The following is a 21,560-nucleotide window of genomic DNA, read 5'->3' as shown; positions in this document are numbered from 1 at the left end:
CTTACCAGAGGGTCAGCAAATTGTTCGGCAGATTGAATTAATACTTTGCTCTCTTTTAGTATAAGCTCTGAATGAATTAATTCGGCAATAGTGGTCAAAGGTTTTATGCAGATCTTGTCTTTTTTCTTATCTATGCCCCTCAATTCTTCAATGGCGGTAAGGTCTATTAAAATTTTTGGACTTAACTTTTTCATTTTAATATCAGGCAGAACATTGGTACTGCCAGCTATTATACAAGCATTTACTCCCTCTTCATTTAAAATTTTTAGTACTTCTTCTTTAGTTTTAGGAGAAATATATTTAAATTGGTTCACTTTTCCTCTCCTCCTCATCCTTTTCCAGTTAATATTTCCGCCGGGCATTCAGAAAAAACTTTTATATGCTTAGCTTTTTAAAAATTACTTTTATAATCCCAAAAAATTAAAAAGTCCGAGCAATTTAGCAGACATAGATAAAATGGCGATAACAATAAATACTCTAATCCATTTATCTCCCTTGCTCACCGCAAAATTAGTCCCCAGGTATGCACCCAGAGCATTTCCGATAGCCAAAGTAAATCCTAAAATCCAATCTACTTTGCCATGAGCTATAAAAACTACAAAAGAAGAAAAAATATAAATAAGAACGATAAAAAGTTTCAAACTATTAATTTTTACTAAGGACATTCCGGTAATTAAAGCCAGAGCTGAGATAATAATAAATCCTACTCCGGCTTGGATAAATCCTCCATAGACCCCGATACCAAAAAATACAAACAAGGATATAATAAGGCGTGTAGGGCTTAGATTTTCCCCTTTAATTTCTTTTAAAAATTTTTTCTCCGGGCGGGTAAGAATTAAAACCAGGACTAAGATCATAATGGCCGCTAAGATTTTTTGGAATAATTCTTCGGGAATAGATATGGCCAGCTTCGCTCCTAAAAAAGAGCCCAAAACTGCCGGAATAGCCAAAGTAATGCCTAACTTTGGGTAGAAAAATCCTTTTCTACGAAAATTACTCACCGCTACAATATTCTGAACCATTAGGGCAATACGGTTGGTTCCATTTGCCACCGCTGCCGGTGAGCCTAAAAATATAAGCATCGGCAAAGTAAGTAAGGAACCACCACCTCCTAAAGTATTCATAAATCCTGCTGCAACACCTGTTGCCAAGATTAATCCCACCTGTAATATCTCCATCAACATCTCCTTGTTCTTGCTTTTTAAATAGTAAATATCTGAAACGCAAATTTCAAATAGTTAGTTACTTAGTTTAGCTATTTTGCTCAATTGCACAAGACTTAATCGCTTTCACTATTTGCACATACCCGGTACAACGGCAGATATTCCCTCTTATATAGTCTCTAATCTCATCTTCTGTAGGATTAGGATTTTCTTTTAATAGTGCTGTGGCAGTTAATATCATGCTTGGCGTACAAAATCCGCACTGCACTGCTGCATTCTTTAAAAAGGATATTTGTATAGGATGCAGCTCATTTCCCTTTGCCAGCCCTTCAATGGTAGTAATTTCTTTGCCGTCGACAGTTGCCGCCAAGGTCAGGCAAGATAAAACTGGCTCTCCATCTAATAAAACAGTGCAGGCACCGCATTCACCGATACCGCAGCTGTATTTACTTCCGGTTAGAAATAAATCGTTTCTTATGATATTAATTAAAAGGTCATTTGGTTTTACAAAAAGCCTTCTCTTTTGCTGGTTAATAGTGAACTCTATTACTAATTTCTTCATGGCTTCAATTCACCTCCGGATCTTTCCCAGGCGATTCTTACTAATTCCTCTACCATTACCCGAGCTATTTCAGTTCTATAGGTAAGCGATGAACGGATATCATCAATGGGCTTAATCTCTTCCGATGCTTTCTTGGCTATTTTCTCTATTAAGGAAATACTTACTGTTTGTCCCTTTATAAGGCTTTCAGCTTTTTTTGCTCGAATGGCTTTTTCAGCAACCGAACCAAGTACTATCCTGCAATCTTTGCAAAGATTGCCCTCTCTCTCAAGGCAAACCGCCAAATTGATCTTGGCGATATCCGCCTTAACCCTTCCTTTCTTAGAAAAAGCACTCCCTGAATTTTTTTTCATTTCCGGCAGGCTTATCCGGGAAATCAGTTCATCCTTCTCTATCACTGTTTTGCCCACTCCGGTTATAAAATCTTCTACTAAAACTGCACGCTCTCCCCTCTTGCTGAGCAATTTTACTTCTGCACCATAGGCAATTAAAGAAGGAACAGTATCAGCAGCGGGTGAAGCATTGCAAATATTCCCAACAATCGTCCCCATATTTCTTACGGCAATTGCCGCCATCGATTTAATTCCTTCATATAAGGCAGGATATCTTTCTTTAACTTTTTCTACTCTCTCAATATGGGATAAAGGAACGGCTGCCCCTATCTTTAGTCCGAAAGCTGTATCTATAAAATTGAGTTCGGGGATATTTTTTATATTTATCAGATAATCAATCTTTAAATCGGTGGTCTTCATTTTAACCAATAGGTCAGTCCCTCCGGCTAATATTTTAGTATTCTTATCTTTATAATTATCCAACAAACTTAAGGCTTCATCTAAAGTTTTGGGAGCAAAGTATTCAAATTCCTGGGCTAAAATTTTGGTATTGCTCTGCAATTCTATCTCCTCCTTCCTTCAATTTTTGCTTCTTTTTCCTTCAAGGCTTTCAGTACTTTTTCTGGAGTAATAGGTAATTCGTAAAACCTTATCCCTATTGCATTGTATATTGCATTAGCGACTGCAGAACCCACGGAACTTAAAGCTGCCTCTCCTATCCCTTTTGCTCCAAAGGGACCGGTTGGTTCATAAGTATGGGCAGATTTCACGATAATATTATCTATTTTTGGCATATCAAGGACAGTGGGAATCTTATAATCCGTTATCATCCCGTTACATTTTAACTTACCATTGTTTAAATCATATGCGGTCTCTTCCAAAAGACTAAAACCAAGTCCTCTGCTAAAGGCACCAATGATCTGTCCTTCCCATAAATCTGGATTAATGATAGTCCCTGAGTCACCCATTATGACTGCTCGGGGTATTTTAATTTCTCCGGTCTTGGTATTTACTTCTACTTCTACAAAGTGGGTAATAAAACAGGGGGGGCAGTTTTTTTGCCTAAGGGTAGCGGTATAAGAAATAGTCCCCCAACTGGTAATATGGGCATGTTCCGCAATTTCCCCGACGGTCATATAATTGGTAGGAATTTCTCGGGGATAGATGATTGCTTGATCCAATTTTTTATTATAAGTTAACTCCAGATTTTCCGGTAAATCTTTAAAAAGGGTTGCGGCATAATTCAGAAGCATTTCTTTCACTTTTTCAGCGACATACTTTACTGCTCCACAACCACAATATATCCCCCGAGTAGCGTGTGTATTGACGTCAAAAACAGTAGATCTGGTATCTATCTCATTATATATGCCTACTTTCTCGAAAGGTACTTTTAAAACTTCGGCCACTACTTTTGCCGCAGCATCCCAGGTTCCTCCCCCATGATCCATCAGAGCAGTTAATACATCCACTGAACCATCTTCATTAATTTTAATGGTCGCACCCGAATAATCTATCACTTCCCCCGGATTGGGACCACCGGTGCCAGAAGTGTGAAATCCTCTGGCTACTCCTATTCCCCTCTTAATATCTCCGGTTTTTTCGGTAGGCGGGATTCTTCTATTCCATCCGGCCAGTTTAGCCCCTTCAATTAACATTTCTTCCACTCCACAGCTTCGGATAATAGACCTTACCGTCGGACCCTGACCCCAGAATTCATCTCCTTTTCCCACAAAATTTTTCAGACGAAGTTCAACCGGGTCTATATTTAATTTTTCAGCCAAAATGTCCATCAAACTCTCTACCGCAAAATTTATCTGGGGGTTGCCGTATCCCTGCATAGCACAGGAAGGTGTTTTATTAGTATATATCGCCGTCCCCTCATACTTTAAATTTTTATATTTATAAAGGGAGGCAAACCATCCTGCTACACACCCCAAATAAGGATAAGCCTGAATGTTGTGGCCGCCAATTTCCACCTGAACCCGGCAATGAGCAGCCGTTAATGTTCCGTCTTTTTTAGCACCAATTTTTAAGATAGTCTTCAGGGGATATTTTGCGTGATCATAAAAATCTTCTTCTCTGGCGGTTACTAATTTCACCGGTCTTTTAGCCTTTAAGGATAGGGCAACACAAATGGGAGTAATTGAATTCATCTGAATACTTGAACCGAAAGAACCCCCCAGCGTAATTCTTTTAACATTTACTTTATTTAGAGGGATATGAAAGATATTTCCTAAGAGGATACGTACATTATGAATTCCCTGAGAGGTTGCCCAAACTGTAATCCCTCCGTCAGCTTCCGGAATACACACCGTAGATTTGGTTTCCAATTGCATATGATAAATCCTCTGGGTACTAAATGTTCTCTCTACTATCTCATCTGCTTCCTTAAAACCTTTCTCGATATCACCCACTTCAACACCACGCTCACAGGCTATATTTTTTTTGGTTTCTACCTTTTCTTCTCCCAGGTAAACATGATCATATATCTGAGGTGCATCTGTTTTTATGGCTTCTTCAAGATTGATGAGTGGTTCCCATTTTTTACCCCATTCTACCTTTATCTTTTTTAAAGCTGCAAAGGCTTTTTCTTCAGTTTCTGCAGCACAGGCAGCCACTGCTTCTCCTACGTGACGAACCTTGTCTTTTGGTAAAACTGTTCTATCGCGATAGGTCTTATCAGGGATGCTAACTATGCGTTCATTATATAAAGTGTCCGGCACATCATCAGGGCCAATACAAATAGCCCCCATTTTTTCTGCCTCTTTATAATCAACGCTTTTAATTTCAGCATGGGCGTAGGGACTGCGCAGAACAACAGCAAATAATTGACCGGGAATATTTACATCAGAAGAATAAAGTTCTCTTCCGGTCACCTTACCTATATTTTTTATATCAAACCTTTTACCGATAAATTCAAACTGTTGCTTCTCCAACAAAACCACCCTCTTTTTAATAATAAACAATATTTTGTTTATTCACTTTTTCTCATTTTACAATATCATTCGAGCATCTACTACCTGTAAACCTTTTTCAAATACAAAGACAGGATTTAAGTCTATTTCACTGATCTCGGGATTCTCCTGGGAAAGCTGTGAAATTTTTAGTAATAGATCTTTAATAGCCTGTATATCTTTAGGTGCTTCTCCCCTTATCCCTTTCAATATTTTATACCCTTTTATCTCAGCAATCATCTCTTCGGCATCTCTTGCTTCTATGGGGAGGATACGGAAGGAAATATCTTTCAATACCTCCACAAAAATTCCTCCCAATCCAAACATAATGACCGGACCAAAATGAGGGTCTTGCATCATACCTATGATAATCTCTGTTCCTTGAGGAACCATTGGATATACTATTACTCCTGAAATTTTCGCCTTTTTATTATATTTTTTCGCTTTGGAAATAATTTCCTGATAAGCTGATATAGCTTCCTTTTCATTTATAATATTTAATTTTACCCCTCCGGCATCGGTTTTATGGATGATGTCCGGGGAGACAATTTTCATGGTAATCGGAAAATTCATTTCTTTGGCCAATCCGCTAATTTCTTCTTCGCTCTTGATTAATTTAAAATCAGGAACAGGAATTCCATATTCCCTCAACAATTCTTTTGCCTCTGTTTCCAATAAAGAGCGTTTTTCTTTTTTGGCTTTTTGGATAATTGTATGCATCTCTTACTCCTTGTTGTTTTAGCAATCTAGTTGTAGCGACTATTTTTATATATCTTCTGAATCACTTTTGCGCATCTCTCTCCGGTTTCATAATTAGGGATTCCATATTTTTTTAATTCTCTAATCGCCTCTTCTACTAATCTGCCAGCCATAAAATTAGCAAATATAGGAACTTTTATCACTTCTTTAATCTTTCCCAAAGCAGTGGCTACCCCTGTGGAATCCATAGTAGCAGTGGGAACAAAAATAGCAATGATAGCATCATATTCAGCGGCAATAGCTTGACTGACCCGGGCAAAATTTTCCGCTCCACCATAAGCCAGTAGGTCGAAAGGATTTCCCAGGGAGACATGAGGGGGGAGGACTTCTTTTAACTTATTTCTTAAACTTTCGGAGGGTTCGGAAACTATTAATCCTGATACTTCCAATTTATCGGTAGTTAATACTGCCGGTCCCCCTGAGTTAGTAACCACTCCGATCCTATTCCCTTTGATTTTTGGGTAATAAATCAAGCCCCGGCATAAATCGAACATCTCCTCTACTCCTTCTACTCGTAAAATACCGGCTTGCTTAAAAGCAGCATCATAGATTTTATCTTCTCCTGCCAAAGAACCGGTATGGGAAGAAGTAGCCCTCATTCCGGCTTTGCTCTTCCCTGCTTTAATAACTACCATCGGTTTCTTAAGAGCCGTTTTCTTTGCCTGGGTTAAAAATTTTCTTCCTGCTTCTAATCCCTCAATATAGAGAGCAATGACTTTAGTTTGATGGTCGTCTTCAAGATATCTGATTAACTCTACTTCATCTACATCACATCGATTCCCGTAACTTACAAATTTGGAAAAACCAAAACCTAATTCTTCGGCCATCATTAAGACCGCCCCGCCTAGGGCACCACTTTGGGTGATAAAGGCAGTTTCGCCCGATAATGCTCTTACTTCTATGCTGGCAAAGAGATTACAACCGGAGTTCATTATTCCCGCACAGTTTGGACCAATGATCCTCATACCATATTTTTTGGCTATCCTCTTTATCTCTTTTTCTTCCTTAAAATTGCCAACCTCGGAAAATCCGGCAGAGATTATAACGGCTGATTTTACTCCCTTGTTTCCTAAATCTTCTAAAAGTGAGGGGATAAATTGAGCGGGAATTGCAATGATCGCTAAATCAATTTCAAAATTTTTATAATCTTTATGGACATTTACACCGAATATCTGGCCGCCAACCTGGCTTATCGGATATATTTTCCCCTTAAATCCTCCCTCCACCATATTTTTTACTATTTCATATCCGGTCTTTCCTTCTTTCATTGAAGCGAAAATGGCTACCGAATGAGGGTTAAAAAAATTTTCCATGCTTTTCATTTGACCATTCCTTCTGCTATTTCGTAACCTGCACAAAAAGCAGCAATATTTTTATCCAGTTCGCGGTGAATATTTTCCCTTAATATAATCATAACCGATTCTTTATTAAATGAAGCGACAAAAGAGAGAGCGCCCAGCAAGACAATATTTTCTGCAATGGGAAGGCCTTTCTCTTTCGCTATTTTTGCGGCATCTATCCTGATTATCTTTGCTTTTGCTTTTTTAAATAATCCTACGATCTCCTCATCTTGAGGATACTTTTCGGGATGGGACATCATATCAATAGGATAGATCATTTTTCTATTTAAAATAACAGTCCCTCCCGGTTTGACAAATTCTAAACTTTTCAATCCTTCGGATAATTCCACTACTACTATTATATCAGAAGATAGAGGAGGAATCCTCGACCCAAACACCTTGCCTATCCTAACTTCACAATGAACCGGACCACCTCTCTGAGCCATACCCACTTCTTTAAAAAATTTAACTTTCTCACCTTTTTTTAATCCATAATCAGCAATAATTTGCCCTAATTTTATTACTCCCTGTCCACCTAATCCGATTAAATAAAAATTATTTTCCATCTTTTATTACCTCTATCGCCCTTGTTGGACAAGTTAATTCACATAACCCGCAGCCAAAACAGGCTGAAGTGATTTCCATATACGCTTTATGATTGGCGCTTTTAGGATGAAATGCCATCGCCGGACAAGCTAAAGAATTCAAACATATCCTGCATCCGGAACATTTATCTATATCGACTTTGCGCTGGGAGAATTTCACCTTTCTCCTTTTAGTTTGAAGGGCACACTCCCGACGAGAAACCACGACCGAAACTCCCGGATATTGAATTGCTTTCATTATTGCCTCTGTTGCTTTTTCTCCCTGATAGGGATCGACTATCTGAATATGTTCTACACCACAACCCTGACATATCTCCACAATATCGACTCTTTTGGTATTAACAGCTCCTTTTAATTGAAGTGTTCCGGGATTTTCTTCAAAACCGGTCATGGCAGTCCATCCATTATCTAAAATAATTATCGTTAAGGGGACTTTATGATAGACAGCATTAATAAGGGGAGGAATGCCGGCATGAAAGAAGGTAGAATCTCCAATAGTAGCTATCACCGGTTTTCTTATTCCTGCCCATTTAAACCCTTGAGCCAATCCTATACTCGCTCCCATAGCCACTTCAGTCCAACAGCTCTCAAAAGGTTTGCTCATGCCTAAAATGGTACATCCTATATCCCCGGTAATAATAATTTCCTCTTTTTTATATTTTAAATTCTTGATCGACCTATTCAGTGCAAAATAAGTACCCCGGTGAGGGCAGCCGACACAAAAAGAAGTAGGCCGTTTTACTTCTAATTCTTTAGCTTTTTCCAAAATATTAGGATCCTGCCCGGATTCGAGTTTTTTATTTAAAAGAGCCTCTAGGGCATCTTTTATTTTTTTAAAAGAATAATTACCTACCTGTGAAAGGGTATTATCAAATTTTCCTAAAATTTCTACTCTTGGGTTATTAAGATGGGCTATTCTCATAACCTCTGCTTCTACGAGAGGATCTAATTCTTCCAAGACCAGCACCCTATCTATTTTTTCTAAAAAAACTTTTATTCTTTCTTCGGGTAAGGGGTGAACCATCCCTATCTTTAACCAGGAGAGTTTTAGGTTATATCTCTTTAAAGCTTCCCGGAAATTTCCCTCCACCGCCCCGGTATAGATTACTCCATATTTATTATTCGGTTCAAAATGGCTTTCATTCACCTTAATCCCGGATTCGGTAATACAAGAATCGCTAATTTTGGAAGCTTCGTCCAACCTGCTAAGGGCATCCCGGTGTTGAGCCATACACCAGGCTGCTCCCGCTTTGGTATATTTGGCAATATCCCGTTCTAAGTGCGCCTCTCTTTTTTCTAAATTCAATTTTTTACCTATTTCCACATCAGAGGCCACATGGGAGATATCGGTGGTGGATCTTAAAAAAATAGGTCCACCGATTTTCTCTGATATTTCAAAGGCAAGTTTTACATAGTCTAAACACTCTTGCTGGGAAGCCAGATCGAGCATGGGAACGACCATCGATTTAGCATAATAGCGGGAATCTTCTTCGGGCATACCGGCGCTCACTCCCGGATCATCAGCTACAAAAATAACTAATCCTCCGCTGCAGCCGCTATAGGCAATAGAGGCCAAAGAATCAGCTGCTACATTCACTCCGGACATTTTCATGGTAACCAGTGCCCTTTTTCCCACCCAGGCAGCGCCGGCAGCGATTTCAAAAGCCACTTTTTCATTCGTGCTCCATTCTATGTGCATCCCCAATTCTTCTTTTTGAGGTAACAGGGTCAAGATTACCTCTGTCGAGGGAGTGCCCGGATATCCAGTTACAACTTCCACTCCTGATTCAATTATTCCTTCGGCAACTGCCTCATTACCGGTTAATAATTTTTTCAAACTCATTCCTCCTTCAGTAAGGGAAGAGTAATTGAGGCAGTGGGCAGCACTAATACTTTTGCCTCATCCCCATAATTTTTTAAAGCTTCATCCAAAACGGATTGAGCAGAATTTGCAGGCAACATTCCCATTTCAGTTATATCTTCGTCTTGAATTCCTTCTGAAATCAAATAAATTTTTGCTTTTTCTTTACACTTGGCTATTAAATATGAAATAACCCCAGAAACTACATTTTTCTCCGGGTGAGCCTTGATGCTCTTAATAATATCTTCGGGTGTTTTTTCTTTAAGATAATCGACAAAATCTTTTCCTCCTATTCCTTCATAACAGGGGGAAAGCATAATAATGGTGCTCTTCTCTTTAATGATATGTCCTATGGCTTCTAAGGTCTTGGAGGCTTGATGAAAACTAATATCCATGGGGTAACTACTGGCCAGGATGATATCCGCTTTTTCGGGAATTTCGACGCCGTAGATATCATTACATACCCTTACCCCCGCTTGATAAGCCAGGGTAGGATCCCCGGCAATGACTTTAACTATCTTGTTTTCCACATTCATAATGGTGTTGACTATCATATCTAATCCGATCATTTTGGCTGCCTCTTCCATTTCTTCCCGAACGGGGTTTCCTCTTGTTTTTCCCAAGGCAGCTTCTCCTGTTTCGACATAAAGATGGTTATGGCCGATGGTTTTTCTTGAGGATACCCCCGGTAAAATACTCTTTGCCCCTCCTCCATAACCTGCATATCGATGGGGGACTATATTACCGGTAGATATTTTTACCTCAGCTTGCACTACCTCTTTATTTACCCATAATTCATTTCCCCTCTTAGATTTCCCCAGATAAAAAAGGTTATTATCAGGGTCATGTTGACTAATCTTTACTCTTTTTAAAACCTCTTCACCTACCTTTTCTTTCACTTCTTCTTCGGTCATCTTTCTATGCTGTCCCCGGGCAATGATTACTTTTATATGATTATCGGAAATACCTCCTTTATTTAATTCATCCAGTATGGGAGGGATGAGCAGCTTATCAGGTGTAGGCCGGGTAATATCGGTACAGATCACCACTGCGCTATCTTTTCCCCGGGCAATTTTAGGAATGGTGTGGGAACCAATGGGATTTTCTAACGCCTCTCGAATTGCCTTATTATTATCTTCAACGCCTGCTACATCTTTTAATAAACAAATTTTTAATAAATTCTTGGGGGGAAGTGTGATGGGTATCTTTTCTTTTCCGTAAGGGAGAAGGAATGTTTTCATAAATTTTACCCCTTTTTTATTTTTTGAATCCTTTGGTTTTTGATAATATTTTTCGATAAAATGATAAGTATTTATTAATTATAGCAATAAAGGGATAGAGAAAAAATCTCTATCCCTTTATTGCTATTCCTTCGCTCTATTATATACCATACTTAGCTTTGAGCTCATTCCATTTTGGTGAACTCATTATCTTTGTTAAGCCTTCATTTAATAGGTTTAATAATTCAGTATCCCCTTTTCTTAAACCATAGGCATATCTTTCTTCTCCTGTTCCCCAGGTTCCAGCTTCCTTTAATCCTGGTCTAGCTTCCATTATTTGCTTAACCATGGTATCATCTTGAACAGCAGAATCGATCCTTCCATTTAAAAGGTCTTCTATAGCCAAAGTAAAGGTATCATACACTTTCATCTTTACATCTACACCATTTTTAATCAGGCTGTCTTCTATCCAGTTGGCTCCGGTAGTACCTCTCTGAACCCCTACTGTATGTCCCCCGCTCAAACCGGTAACGATATTCAGATCAGAATCTTCACGCACTACCAAAGCCCACTTGTGTTCATAATAGGGCATAGTGTAAGCAATAACCTGTGCTCTCTCTGCGGTCACAGACAACCCGGAAGCAATAAAGTCAATCTTTTTAGCATTTAGAGTAGGGATGATAGTATCCCAAGCGGTAGGTTGATGTTTGACCTCAAAACCCATCTCTTTAGCGATCCAATTGACTACTTCTACATCAAATCCTGCAGGGTTACCTTCTTTATCTATATAGGCAAAAGGCGGAAAATCGGGATCAATACCGTTAATATAAGTCTTTTTTTCTTGAGCCTGGCCGATAAGGATGCCTCCGATTAACAGAGCAAAAGTAAGAACCATAAAAATATTTACTACTATTGATTTATTTCTTTTCATTTTTTTTATACTCCTTAATAATTTATTAGAACTTTTTAAAATTATAAGAAAATTTGATTCTCTCTCTCACCTCGCTTTCTTTTTTAAAATTATTCTTTTTAAACAGTCAAGCATGTCTTCTTTCATCCACTAATCTAATATAAACAGCTTACCCTAATCCGGGAATTTTTAGTTTCTTTTCCATTATAGCCAGAAATTTGCTCACTAAAGAAACCATTGTTAGATATATAGTTCCTATTACCAAAAAAACTTCTGTATATCTGAAATAACGAGTTGCAATAATCTTTCCTGCTCCGGTCAGTTCTATACAGGTAACCATAAAGGCTAGTGATGAATATTTTACTAAATAGACAATCTCATTAGAGCAGCCTGGGAGAGCCCTTCTTAAAGCTTGCGGAAAAATAATGTAAATGATCGCTTTAAACTTACTCATCCCCAAAGCTTGGGCAGCCATCATTTGGCCGCTCTTAATTGATTGAATAGCTCCCCTGATATATTCGGAATGATAAGCTCCGCTGCATAGAACAAAACCCACCACTGCCGCTGCAAAAGGAGAAAAGTATATGCCTATAGAAGGCAGTCCGTAATAGATAATAAAGAGCTGTACCAATAAAGGGGTGCCGCGAAAAAAAACCGTAAAACTGGCACACAAAAAGGATATTATTTTATTTCCGTATACCCGTCCCCCGGCAATTAAAATACCTAAAAGTAAGCCCAAGGGGATAGAAAAAACTAATAATTTAATAGTAACCCAGGTTCCTTCTAATAAAGGAGGTAAAACTATATCTTTAATAAAATAAATTGCATTCATTTTTTTTCTGCTGACCTTCCGTATAATTCGGTTATCTTGTAAAGAAATTTTCGGGTACGTTCATGCTTGGGATTGGTAAAAAGCTTATGAGGAGACCCCTGATCTATAATTTTTCCATTCTCCATAAAGATAACTTCATTGGCTACCGAACGGGCAAATCCCATTTCGTGGGTCACTACTGTCATGGTCATCCCGTTTAAGGCTAATTTTTTTATAACCTCTAATACCTCACCAATTAATTCCGGGTCCAGTGCTGAAGTGGGTTCATCAAAAAGTATCACACTGGGGTCCATGGCTAATGTCCGGGCTATAGAAACTCTCTGTTTTTGCCCTCCGGAAAGTTGAGCTGGATATAAATAAGCTTGTTCTTCCAGGCCTACTTGTTTAAGCCCTTCTATGGCTTTTTGTCTGGCATTATCTTTCCCCATGCCCTTTACTTTAATCAGTCCTATTTCAACATTCCTTAAAGCGTTCAGGTGATCAAATAAGTTAAAGTCCTGAAAGACCATGCCAATCTTCTGACGAAATTGATTGATATTCTTTCGGGTATGAGTTACTTCTTCGTTCTCTAACCAAATCCGTCCCTTGTCCGGAATAGTCAATTGATTTATACATCGTAAAAGGGTACTTTTTCCGCTCCCTGAAGGACCGATAATAACTTTGGTTTCACCCCTTTTTATTTCAAAAGACACTCCTTTAAGCACTTCCACATTGCCATATTTTTTATAAATATCCTCAACTCTTAAGACAATAGCTTTGTCTTCTTGCATCTTTAATAAATCCCCTCTCTTTCGGTTCCATAGCCAGGAATTCTTACCTTCTTCTCTAATAAATTAAGTAACTTTACTCCTCCGTAAGTTAAAATAAGAAAAATCAAAGCACAGGTAAGAAAGATCGGCATAGGTTTAAAAGTCCGAGTAGCAATAAATTTTCCCCTGGTCATTATCTCCATTAATCCTATGGCATAAGTAACCGCTGAATCTTTTAAAATTATAGAATATTCATTAGACCATCCGGGGATAGAAATTCTCAAGGCCTGGGGTAAAATAATATGCCAAGCAGCTTTGGTTCTACTCATTCCCAAAGATAGAGCAGCCAACATCTGCCCTTCGCCCAGTGAGTGAATAGCTCCTCGAAAAATTTGTGATTGATAAGCGGCGCTTCTTAAGCCCAACACTAAAATACCGGCAGTAAAAGCCGATAAATCAAGACCTAAAGCCGCAAACAGTCCGAAATAGAAAAGAAAAAGAAGGACTAAGACGGGAAGTCCCCGGAAGAACCAGACATAAAACGAAATCAAGCCAGCACTGTACTTATGGCCATAAGCCTGGCCAATAGCCATAGGAATTCCTAAAGTTAATCCCAAGGCCAGAGCTCCTCCGACTAATCCGATAGTTACCAGAGAACCTCTTAGTAAATAAGGAAGAGCTTCATAAATGGATAAAAAATTTTCAGCCACAATTAACCCTCATTTGTTAAAATTAATACAACTTAAATGACCCTTGTCTTAATTAGCTTTAATTATTGGTTCAATTATTAAAACTCGTTTGTTCTTTTAGTTTTTTTATTATTATAATACCATTAATAGGATATAAAATCGAAAAAATCTGCTTGATAATTGTAAAATATTTTAATCTTTTATCTTTTTAGATCATAAATAACAACATCCGCAGTACTTCAAAATAGTCATCGGATTCAAATAGCAGATCAGTAGAAGAGATCTGCTCCATCCCGGGATAAAAAGATGCTCTGAATGCCTTGGTATGATTTTTAAATGATAATTTTACCTGAAAGTGCTCGGGTAATTTTATCTGACACTGATCAATATTTCCTTTTAATATTGATTCTACCCCCTCTCTAATTCTTTCCACCGCCAGCGTGGGATGGATACTGATAACTGAATTGCCTATGCCTTTATTTACTGCTACGGTTTTAATATGTTCATTTAATCTATTCGCTTCCTTACAAATTCCCTCATCTCCGCTTACAAAAACTACCGGTACCTCCATAGTAGCAGCAGCAAAACTATGGATTAAAAATTCGCTGGCATATTCCCCGTTTAACTGAATATAATTATAAGTACGGGAACTGAGGGTATGAGATAGTGGATTAGAGCTTGAACTAGCGAAAGAATGATAACCGATCATCAATACAGCTGTAAATGATCTGTCCAATTCCTGGACCATTGAAAAGGGATGTTCACTCCAACCCCGAACAAGTTTAATCCTTTGTGGCAGATTAGCTGCAATGAGATTTCTCCCGGTATCGTGAGCATCTTTAATCCAAATTTCCTCTGCTCCTGCTTTTATTGCCCCTTCACATGCGGCCTTAACTTCATCGGTCATCTGTTGGGCAAATTTTTGGTAATCAGGTTTTGATTTTTCAGTTTCATCCCAATGAGTAATACCGGTAATTCCTTCGATATCAGCGCTAATATAGATTTTCATACTAATTCTCCTTTAAAATTATTTCCCTTCGGAGTTATTATTTATCAATATAATTATAGTATAATTTTCTTCTTTTGGAAAATAATAATTTGGTAAATTTTGGTCCTTAAAAATTCTTTTTCTTTGTGTTATAATAAAATTAATAAAAAATAAAGAAGGAGGGGGAAGATGAACAATAAAAAAGAGGAATTTAAACTCTCCGGAGAAGATATTATCGAAAAAATTAAAGAAGTTATTAAAGAAGGAAATGCCCGAAGAATCATTATTAAAAATGAAGATGGCGAATCCGTTGCTGAATTTCCTTTGACCGTAGGCGCCGTAGGAGCCCTTGTTGCCCCGATATTGGCTGCTGTGGGCGCAATAGCTGCTTTACTGACCAAATGCACTATTGTAGTTGAAAAAAAATGAAGGTAAAATTAATATTTTAAGACTTTTAAAAAGTTTTGGGAATAAAGATTTTACGCATATGTTCTGATTTTTGCATCAAACTTTTTATATAAGTAATTTCATCTTCTTTTATTTCCGGTATTTTTGCTATTTCTCGAGGTTTCCAGCCTTTTTCTAAAGCCAATAAAATTAAATCCATATTTTGGTATGAAATGCCGGTTATCCCTTCATCTTCGGCAAGTCCCGGAATTATATCCGGTGAAGGAGGTTTATTGATAATTATAGCGGGAATGTTGAGATAGCGGGCAAGCTCTTTTACCTGGGTTTTATACAAATTGAGAAGCGGCATAATATCCGTAGCATCATCACAACCGTGCTTTACAAAAAATCCTATTTTGTATTCACTCTTATTGGCTGCCCCTACTACTATTCTATTTTCCCTTTCACCATAAAAATAGAGCAATAACATTCTCAGGCGGTGTTTTGTCCGATAATAAGCATTCCCTCTAGCTAGATAAGAACTGAATTCTTTGTCCTTAAACCCTGTAAGGCTTTCCAAAAAAGTAAACTTCCCGGTCTTTCTTTCGTAAAAATGAAATGCTTTTTTAATTAAAGGACCCTTTAATTTCCCCAAAGAAATAAGTTTATCCAGGGGCAAGAGCTTATAAACCCCAAGCTTTTCAAGATAAGGGGTAATATCAATTAGTTTTGTTTCGATGTTTAATTCACGGGCAAATTGTAGAGCATCTTCGGTATGCTCTTTTTTTGAATCTTTCTCCGGCATAACCAAGGCGAAAGTTTTTTTCGCACCAAGTGCCCGCACACACAAAGCGGCAATTACTGCCGAATCGATTCCCCCGCTTAATCCCAATATGGCTCCCTCTCTTTCTAATTTTTCCACATATTCCCTAATGAAACTTTCTAAATAAAGAGCCATTTTCTCAGGATTAATCTTCATTTTAAATTTTAATTTTTCTAAAAGATTGTCACTCATTAGCTTTAACTATTTTTGAAATATTTTAAGATTAATAAAAAATCTCTCTGATAAGGCTATTCAAATTTAAATCCCTTTACTTGGAAGAGTTTTAAACAAACCTCCACTACCTTTGCTTCATAGAGAATGCCTTTATTTTGAGAGATCTCTTCCAGGGCTGCATCTATCCCTAAGGCAGGCCGGTAGGGACGGTGAGAAGACATGGCCTCTACTACATCAGCCACTCCAATTATTTTTGCTTCCAGAAGGATATCCTCCCCCTTGAGGCCTTGGGGATACCCTGAACCATTTATTTTTTCGTGATGTTGAAGGACAACTTGGGCTACTGGATAGGAAAATTCTATATATTTTACGATATCATATCCCATTTGTGGATGTCCTTTAATTAAACTAAATTCTATATCAGATAGTAAGGTGGGTTTACTTAAGATTTCAGTAGGTATGCCGATCTTCCCGATATCGTGGATTAAAGAAGCTATTCTTATTCCTTCAACCTTATCTTCGGGAAGTCCCATCTCTTGGGCGATACAGATAGCCAATTGGCAAACCCGCTGCTGGTGACCGGAGGTATAAGGGTCTTTGGCTTCGATGATCCTGGACATGGTGTCAATAGTTGCATTCATGGTTTTTTTCAGTCTTTCTTCGGCTTTTATTCGATGGACAATATCCTCCTTCAGTTCCTTTGTTTTCTGTTCCACTTGTTTTTTCAATATTCCATTCAAGGCAAATATAATCGAAAGAACCGTCGCGCTCAATAGAATTATGAAAATAAGGATTATCCAGAATATTTCTCTCTCGAATATAGGTTGGCGTTCAATAGATATCCACTTTTTCAAAATCTCTTTCTTCTCTTTATCTGGAATCCTTCGGAGAGCTTTTTCCATTATGGAGTTTAAAAGAGGCCAATCTTTTCTTGTGAGTATGGATAGTTTTGTATAATATCCGGTTTCACCTGTTACATGAAGATTGGTAATTCCTTCCTTTTCAATATAATAGATAACTACTGGCAAAGTACCTACCATGGCATCTACATCACCACTTGATACTTTACGAAGTCCCTCTATTATTGAGTCTACAGGAGTTATATTTATTTGAGGATGATGCAGAGTAAAGAAATCCTCCCAGACATATCCGGAGACTATTGCTACCTTTTTACTATATAATTGTTCACTGGATTTAATTTCCGCGGAATCTTTGGTGCAAATAATTACTCCGGGAAACTCTAAATAAGGAGACGAGAAGAGCATATAATTTCCTCTTTGGGGAGTTTGGGCGGCTGCAGGAAGCATATCAACTTCTCTATTTTGAGCTTTTTGCAAGACCTCTTCCCAATCTTGACAGTAGACAACTTGAAACTCGATTCCTAATTCATTTTCAATTATTTTCATAAACTCGGCAGCTATTCCGACGTATTCCCCCTCTTCATCGGTATATTCGATCGGTGGAAAATAAGGATCAGGTGCTATCTTGATAGTTTTATGTTCAGAAAGCCACTGTATTTCTTCTTCGGTAAGTTCTATTTTTTCTGCCCAGGAGATAGAAAAAAATAAAGCAGTGATAATCAAGACACAGATCAAGCAAAATTTTATTCTATTTATCCGTTTCATCATGTCTTTTTTTCCTTACTTTATCTTCATACATATTTTCATCGGCAATTTTAATTAATTCTTCTATAGATAAAGGATTAGAAGGATTATAACAGGAAAAACCTAAACTAAAGCCAATTTTATAGGGTGCATTAAGATTTTTATTAAATTCTTTTAATTTATTATTTATTCTTTTTTTGATTAGAGGAACATCACTAAGGGAGCTATCGGGAAAAATCAATAGGAATTCATCTCCTCCCACGCGGCTAATGATGTCCACCTTTCTTAAATTTGATTTAAAGAAATTTACTGCCTCATTTAAAGCCTTATCACCCACTTTATGGCCAAAGGTATCGTTAATATATTTAAGTCCATCCAAATCAATATAGAGTAATAAGATAGGGATTTTGTGGCGCTGGGCAGTCTTGATCTGCCGTTCAAAAAGACTCAAGCCGTATCCTCTGGCATAACATCCGGTAAGAACATCAAAATAGGCTAATTTTTCCAATCTTTCTTCCAGCATTTTTCGTTCAGTGATATCAATGTAAGTGGCAATCAATGCTTTTATCTGCCCATCAATTTCTATGGGAGCAGCAGATATGGAAACGGGGAAGAACGTGCCGTCTTTCCTCTTCCTTAAAGTCTCATAATTAAAATAACCTTTTAATGATCTTTTGGTTAACTTCTTTCCTTCTTCCACTTTTGCAGGATTGTGAATTATTCCGCTATCGATATTTTTGCCTTTTACCTCTTCCAGTTGATAGCCAAACAATTTCGTAAAGCGGGGGTTGATGTTTAAGATATTGCCTTTTTCATCCATATATACCAAAGCTTCAGGGCTATTTATAAAAAGATTGGAAAACTCCTGCTGACTTTCACGTAAGGTCTCTTCGGCTTTTTTGCGTTCAACGGCAGTAGCCACCTGTTCAGAAACAAATTCCATAAGCTTAATATCTTTTTTAGAAAAAAGATAGGGTTTAATATATCTTTGAACTACCATAGCTCCTATTGTTTTATTTTTTACTTTTAAAGGAACTCCCAGCCAGTGAGTGTTCGCGGTCACTATACCAACATGCTCTAATTTAATATTTCCCTCATTTCCCATTTTCTCAATCTGTTTTTGATTGACCAGGAGAGATTGACCGTACTTTATTACATAAGCAGTTAAATTATTTGTCTGGCTTAACCTGCGAGTAGGTAAATCATTGTCTTTTTCATCTTTGTGATAAGGGAAAGACATTTCATCTTTTCCAATATCAATTAAAGCAATAAAAAAATTTGTTGCATCTATAATATTATTTAGTTCTCGATGAATTAGGGGGTAGAGCTGGTCAAGTGAGATGGTAGAATTGGTAGCTTTGGAGATATTGTATAAAACCTGATGGAGCTGCTCATCTTGCTTGCGTTCAGTGATATCTCTGTACATCCCTATCGTCCCTTGAACCTTATCGTCAAGCATCACCCTGGAAGCAGAGATAGAAACTGGGAATAAGGTTCCATCTTTCTTCTTTCGAATGGTTTCATAATTAAGATATCCCTTAGATATGGCTATCTCAACTAAATCTTTCCCTTCTTTTCTTTTATTCGGAGGGTGAATCATGCCATCATTGATATTTCTCCCTTTAATCTCCTCCAAAGTATAGCCGAAAAGCGCATTAAAGCGGGAGTTTATATTTACAACATTGCTTTCTCCATCTAAATAAACCAAAGCTTCGGGACTATTATTAAATAAACTTATAAATTCTTGTTGACTTTTCTTTAAATTGTCTTCAGCTTTTTTCCGTTCGGTAATATCCTGATATAAGGCTATGGTTCCCTGAACCTTTTTATCTATAATTACCGGGGCGGAAGAAATAAGTACCGGGACTAAAGTGCCATCTTTTTTCTTTCTAATGCTTTCATATTGGGAAATACCTTTAGGAGTCATTCCATTCTTGGTTAATCTTTCTCCTTCGGCTGTCCTATTTTTGGGATAAATCATTCCTTCATCAATATTTTTGCCTTTTATCTCTTTTAAAGTGTAACCGAATACTTGGGTAAAGTAAGGATTTATATTTAAAATACGACCCTCTTTATCATGATGCAAAGCGGCAATTGGGCTGCTGTTAAACAGGCTGGCAAACATTTTTCTGGCTTTTCTCAACTTTCTTTCTGCTTCCTTCCGCTTTGTAATATCACGTACAAAAACAATAAGTCTTGGTTTTCCTTCAATACGGACAATTTTGGTAGCAATTTCTGTGGGGAAGATAGAACCATCTTTTCTCTTGCTTATTCGAGGAACAAAAATGCCCTTGGTGGTTTCCTTGGGAGTAATAATCTTGGGCAGTTGCTTTGAAAACTCTTCGGGAACCAAGTTTTTTATGCTCAGGCCGATCATCTCTTTTTTAGGATAACCATATATCTTTGCTCCGGCTGTATTACATTCAAGTATACGTCCTTCCACTGTCTCGATAAAAACACCATCAGTAATACATTCCACCAACATTCGATATTTTTCCTCATTCTCAGTTAAGGCTTCCTCTATCTCTTGATGGTGAATTTCTGATTTTTCCAATTCAGTAATTTTCTGGTTTAATTTCCTTAATTCTTCTATTAACTGCTCTTTGGTTTTTTCTTTATCTTTCATATGTTCCATTTTATTCTTTTAAGGCTTACAGTTTTTAGCCTTCTTCCTATCCCCATATAGAATTATATGATTTGCAGATTTTATTGTCCCCTGCTCCTTACTTAGAATAAGCCTTTTTAGTAGGAGGTGTAATTGGTTTTTTATAAGGCAAAGGGATATACTGAACCGAGGGACGTTTTCCTGGATTTTGAGGATAAAGGTCCATCAATTCATAAATTTCTTTGGGCATTTCACTGGACACACATAACCCTAATTTCTTTGCTTCTTCAAAGGTAATGGGATAATCATGGGTCCAGCGGCCTTCCGTCAGAACCTGAGTAAGCTTCTCCGCTTTTTCCCTGCTGCAACTATTTTCAACCAGCAGTTTTTTCACAAATGCCCTAACCTGTCGAATTGCCTTCCTGGCGATATCAGCTTGAATCATGGTTTCATCATCTATTTTATTCTTATCCTTCTCTTTTAAAACCTTTAAAATTGAGACTGCCGGATATTGTCCCAACTGGGGATCTACTGGTCCTAAAACAGCATTTTCATCCATCACAATTTGGTCGGCTGCCAGAGAAACCATGGTTCCCCCACTCATGGCATAATGGGGGATAAACACTGTCACTTTAGCCTTGTGTCTTACAAGGGCTAGAGAAATCTGTTCAGCAGCTAAAACTAATCCACCTGGTGTATGTAAAATAATATCAATCGGTAAATCCGGATCGGTTAACCTTATCGCCCGCAACACGGCTTCGGAATCTTCAATATTGATATACCTTACTAAAGGTATGCCTAAAATGCTCATTGTTTCTTGACGATGAATCAAGGCAATTATTCTTGATTTTCTATTTTTTTCAATTCGATTAATTAAAGAAATTCGAGATGTTTCCAGAGTTTTTTGCCTTAACCAGGGAGTTAATAAAGAAAAAATAAAAAATACCCAGAAAAACATACTTAGATATTCCATCTAAAACCTCCTCTTTAGCTATTCTTATAT

The 21,560-nt window shown here is 37.7% G+C and carries 20 protein-coding genes; 1 reads left to right on the top strand and 19 read right to left on the bottom strand.

What is annotated here, in order from left to right; all coding sequences use genetic code 11:
- The 15 genes from ENO17_02615 to ENO17_02545 form a co-directional block, all read right to left on the bottom strand.
- On the bottom strand, nt 1-362 hold a 362-nt coding region (locus tag ENO17_02615), incomplete at its 3' end, for a hypothetical protein (GenBank protein HER23933.1).
- A gap of 42 nt (nt 363-404) precedes the next feature.
- The gene (locus ENO17_02610) at nt 405-1,178 is read right to left on the bottom strand and encodes a sulfite exporter TauE/SafE family protein (protein HER23932.1); all 774 of its coding nucleotides are present in this window, start codon (nt 1,176-1,178) and stop codon (nt 405-407) included.
- 73 nt (nt 1,179-1,251) lie between these two features.
- On the bottom strand, nt 1,252-1,725 hold the full coding sequence (locus ENO17_02605) for a (2Fe-2S)-binding protein (GenBank protein HER23931.1): 474 nt from the start codon (nt 1,723-1,725) through the stop codon (nt 1,252-1,254).
- Nucleotides 1,722-2,618, bottom strand: a complete 897-nt coding sequence (locus tag ENO17_02600; GenBank protein ID HER23930.1) for a xanthine dehydrogenase family protein subunit M — start codon at nt 2,616-2,618, stop codon at nt 1,722-1,724. Before ENO17_02600 ends, ENO17_02605 begins: the two co-directional genes overlap by 4 nt.
- A gap of 2 nt (nt 2,619-2,620) precedes the next feature.
- Complete coding sequence (locus tag ENO17_02595; GenBank protein ID HER23929.1) at nt 2,621-4,996, bottom strand: xanthine dehydrogenase family protein molybdopterin-binding subunit; 2,376 nt, start codon at nt 4,994-4,996, stop codon at nt 2,621-2,623.
- 54 nt (nt 4,997-5,050) lie between these two features.
- Nucleotides 5,051-5,731, bottom strand: a complete 681-nt coding sequence (locus ENO17_02590; GenBank protein HER23928.1) for an acetyl-CoA synthetase — start codon at nt 5,729-5,731, stop codon at nt 5,051-5,053.
- Nucleotides 5,732-5,757: 26 nt separating this feature from the next.
- A complete protein-coding gene (locus tag ENO17_02585) occupies nt 5,758-7,092 on the bottom strand; it encodes a CoA-binding protein (protein ID HER23927.1) in 1,335 nt (444 codons plus the stop codon).
- Nucleotides 7,089-7,676: a hypothetical protein gene (locus tag ENO17_02580; protein HER23926.1), complete on the bottom strand. Its 588-nt coding sequence runs from the start codon at nt 7,674-7,676 to the stop codon at nt 7,089-7,091. The genes ENO17_02585 and ENO17_02580 overlap by 4 nt, the downstream gene beginning before the upstream one ends.
- The gene (locus ENO17_02575; protein HER23925.1) at nt 7,666-9,552 is read right to left on the bottom strand and encodes a hypothetical protein; all 1,887 of its coding nucleotides are present in this window, start codon (nt 9,550-9,552) and stop codon (nt 7,666-7,668) included. The genes ENO17_02580 and ENO17_02575 overlap by 11 nt, the downstream gene beginning before the upstream one ends.
- A 2-nt stretch (nt 9,553-9,554) precedes the next feature.
- The gene (gene larA, locus ENO17_02570; protein HER23924.1) at nt 9,555-10,817 is read right to left on the bottom strand and encodes a nickel-dependent lactate racemase; all 1,263 of its coding nucleotides are present in this window, start codon (nt 10,815-10,817) and stop codon (nt 9,555-9,557) included.
- Nucleotides 10,818-10,956: 139 nt separating this feature from the next.
- Nucleotides 10,957-11,691 carry a transporter substrate-binding domain-containing protein gene (locus ENO17_02565; protein ID HER23923.1) on the bottom strand — a complete coding sequence of 245 codons (735 nt, stop codon included), beginning with the start codon at nt 11,689-11,691 and terminating at the stop codon, nt 10,957-10,959.
- Nucleotides 11,692-11,875: 184 nt separating this feature from the next.
- Complete coding sequence (locus ENO17_02560; protein ID HER23922.1) at nt 11,876-12,538, bottom strand: amino acid ABC transporter permease; 663 nt, start codon at nt 12,536-12,538, stop codon at nt 11,876-11,878.
- Entirely contained in the window at nt 12,535-13,308 is a 774-nt protein-coding gene (locus ENO17_02555; GenBank protein HER23921.1) for an amino acid ABC transporter ATP-binding protein, read from the bottom strand. Before ENO17_02555 ends, ENO17_02560 begins: the two co-directional genes overlap by 4 nt.
- A 2-nt stretch (nt 13,309-13,310) precedes the next feature.
- Entirely contained in the window at nt 13,311-13,997 is a 687-nt protein-coding gene (locus ENO17_02550) for an amino acid ABC transporter permease (protein ID HER23920.1), read from the bottom strand.
- Nucleotides 13,998-14,184: 187 nt separating this feature from the next.
- Nucleotides 14,185-14,985 (bottom strand): amino acid amidase, encoded by an 801-nt coding sequence (locus ENO17_02545; GenBank protein ID HER23919.1) that lies wholly within the window; start codon nt 14,983-14,985, stop codon nt 14,185-14,187.
- A 168-nt stretch (nt 14,986-15,153) separates the two neighbouring features.
- Between ENO17_02545 and ENO17_02540 the strand changes: the two genes are divergently transcribed.
- Nucleotides 15,154-15,393, top strand: a complete 240-nt coding sequence (locus ENO17_02540) for a DUF4342 domain-containing protein (GenBank protein ID HER23918.1) — start codon at nt 15,154-15,156, stop codon at nt 15,391-15,393.
- A gap of 25 nt (nt 15,394-15,418) precedes the next feature.
- Here the strand turns inward: ENO17_02540 and nadE are convergent, their stop codons facing one another.
- The 4 genes from nadE to ENO17_02520 all read right to left on the bottom strand — a co-directional run bounded on the left by nadE (nt 15,419) and on the right by ENO17_02520 (nt 21,530).
- Nucleotides 15,419-16,366 (bottom strand): NAD(+) synthase, encoded by a 948-nt coding sequence (gene nadE / locus ENO17_02535; protein ID HER23917.1) that lies wholly within the window; start codon nt 16,364-16,366, stop codon nt 15,419-15,421.
- 56 nt (nt 16,367-16,422) lie between these two features.
- Nucleotides 16,423-17,976 (bottom strand): transporter substrate-binding domain-containing protein, encoded by a 1,554-nt coding sequence (locus ENO17_02530; GenBank protein ID HER23916.1) that lies wholly within the window; start codon nt 17,974-17,976, stop codon nt 16,423-16,425.
- On the bottom strand, nt 17,957-20,587 hold the full coding sequence (locus ENO17_02525) for a PAS domain S-box protein (GenBank protein HER23915.1): 2,631 nt from the start codon (nt 20,585-20,587) through the stop codon (nt 17,957-17,959). The genes ENO17_02530 and ENO17_02525 overlap by 20 nt, the downstream gene beginning before the upstream one ends.
- Nucleotides 20,588-20,675: 88 nt before the next feature.
- Nucleotides 20,676-21,530 (bottom strand): hypothetical protein, encoded by an 855-nt coding sequence (locus ENO17_02520; GenBank protein ID HER23914.1) that lies wholly within the window; start codon nt 21,528-21,530, stop codon nt 20,676-20,678.
- Nucleotides 21,531-21,560: the final 30 nt, after the last annotated feature.

This window comes from Candidatus Atribacteria bacterium (genome assembly GCA_011056645.1).
GTDB classification, from domain to species: domain Bacteria; phylum Atribacterota; class Phoenicimicrobiia; order Phoenicimicrobiales; family Phoenicimicrobiaceae; genus Sediminicultor; species Sediminicultor quartus.
The sequence above is the reverse complement of the archived record's forward strand: the minus strand, read 5'-3'. Positions and strand labels throughout refer to the sequence as shown.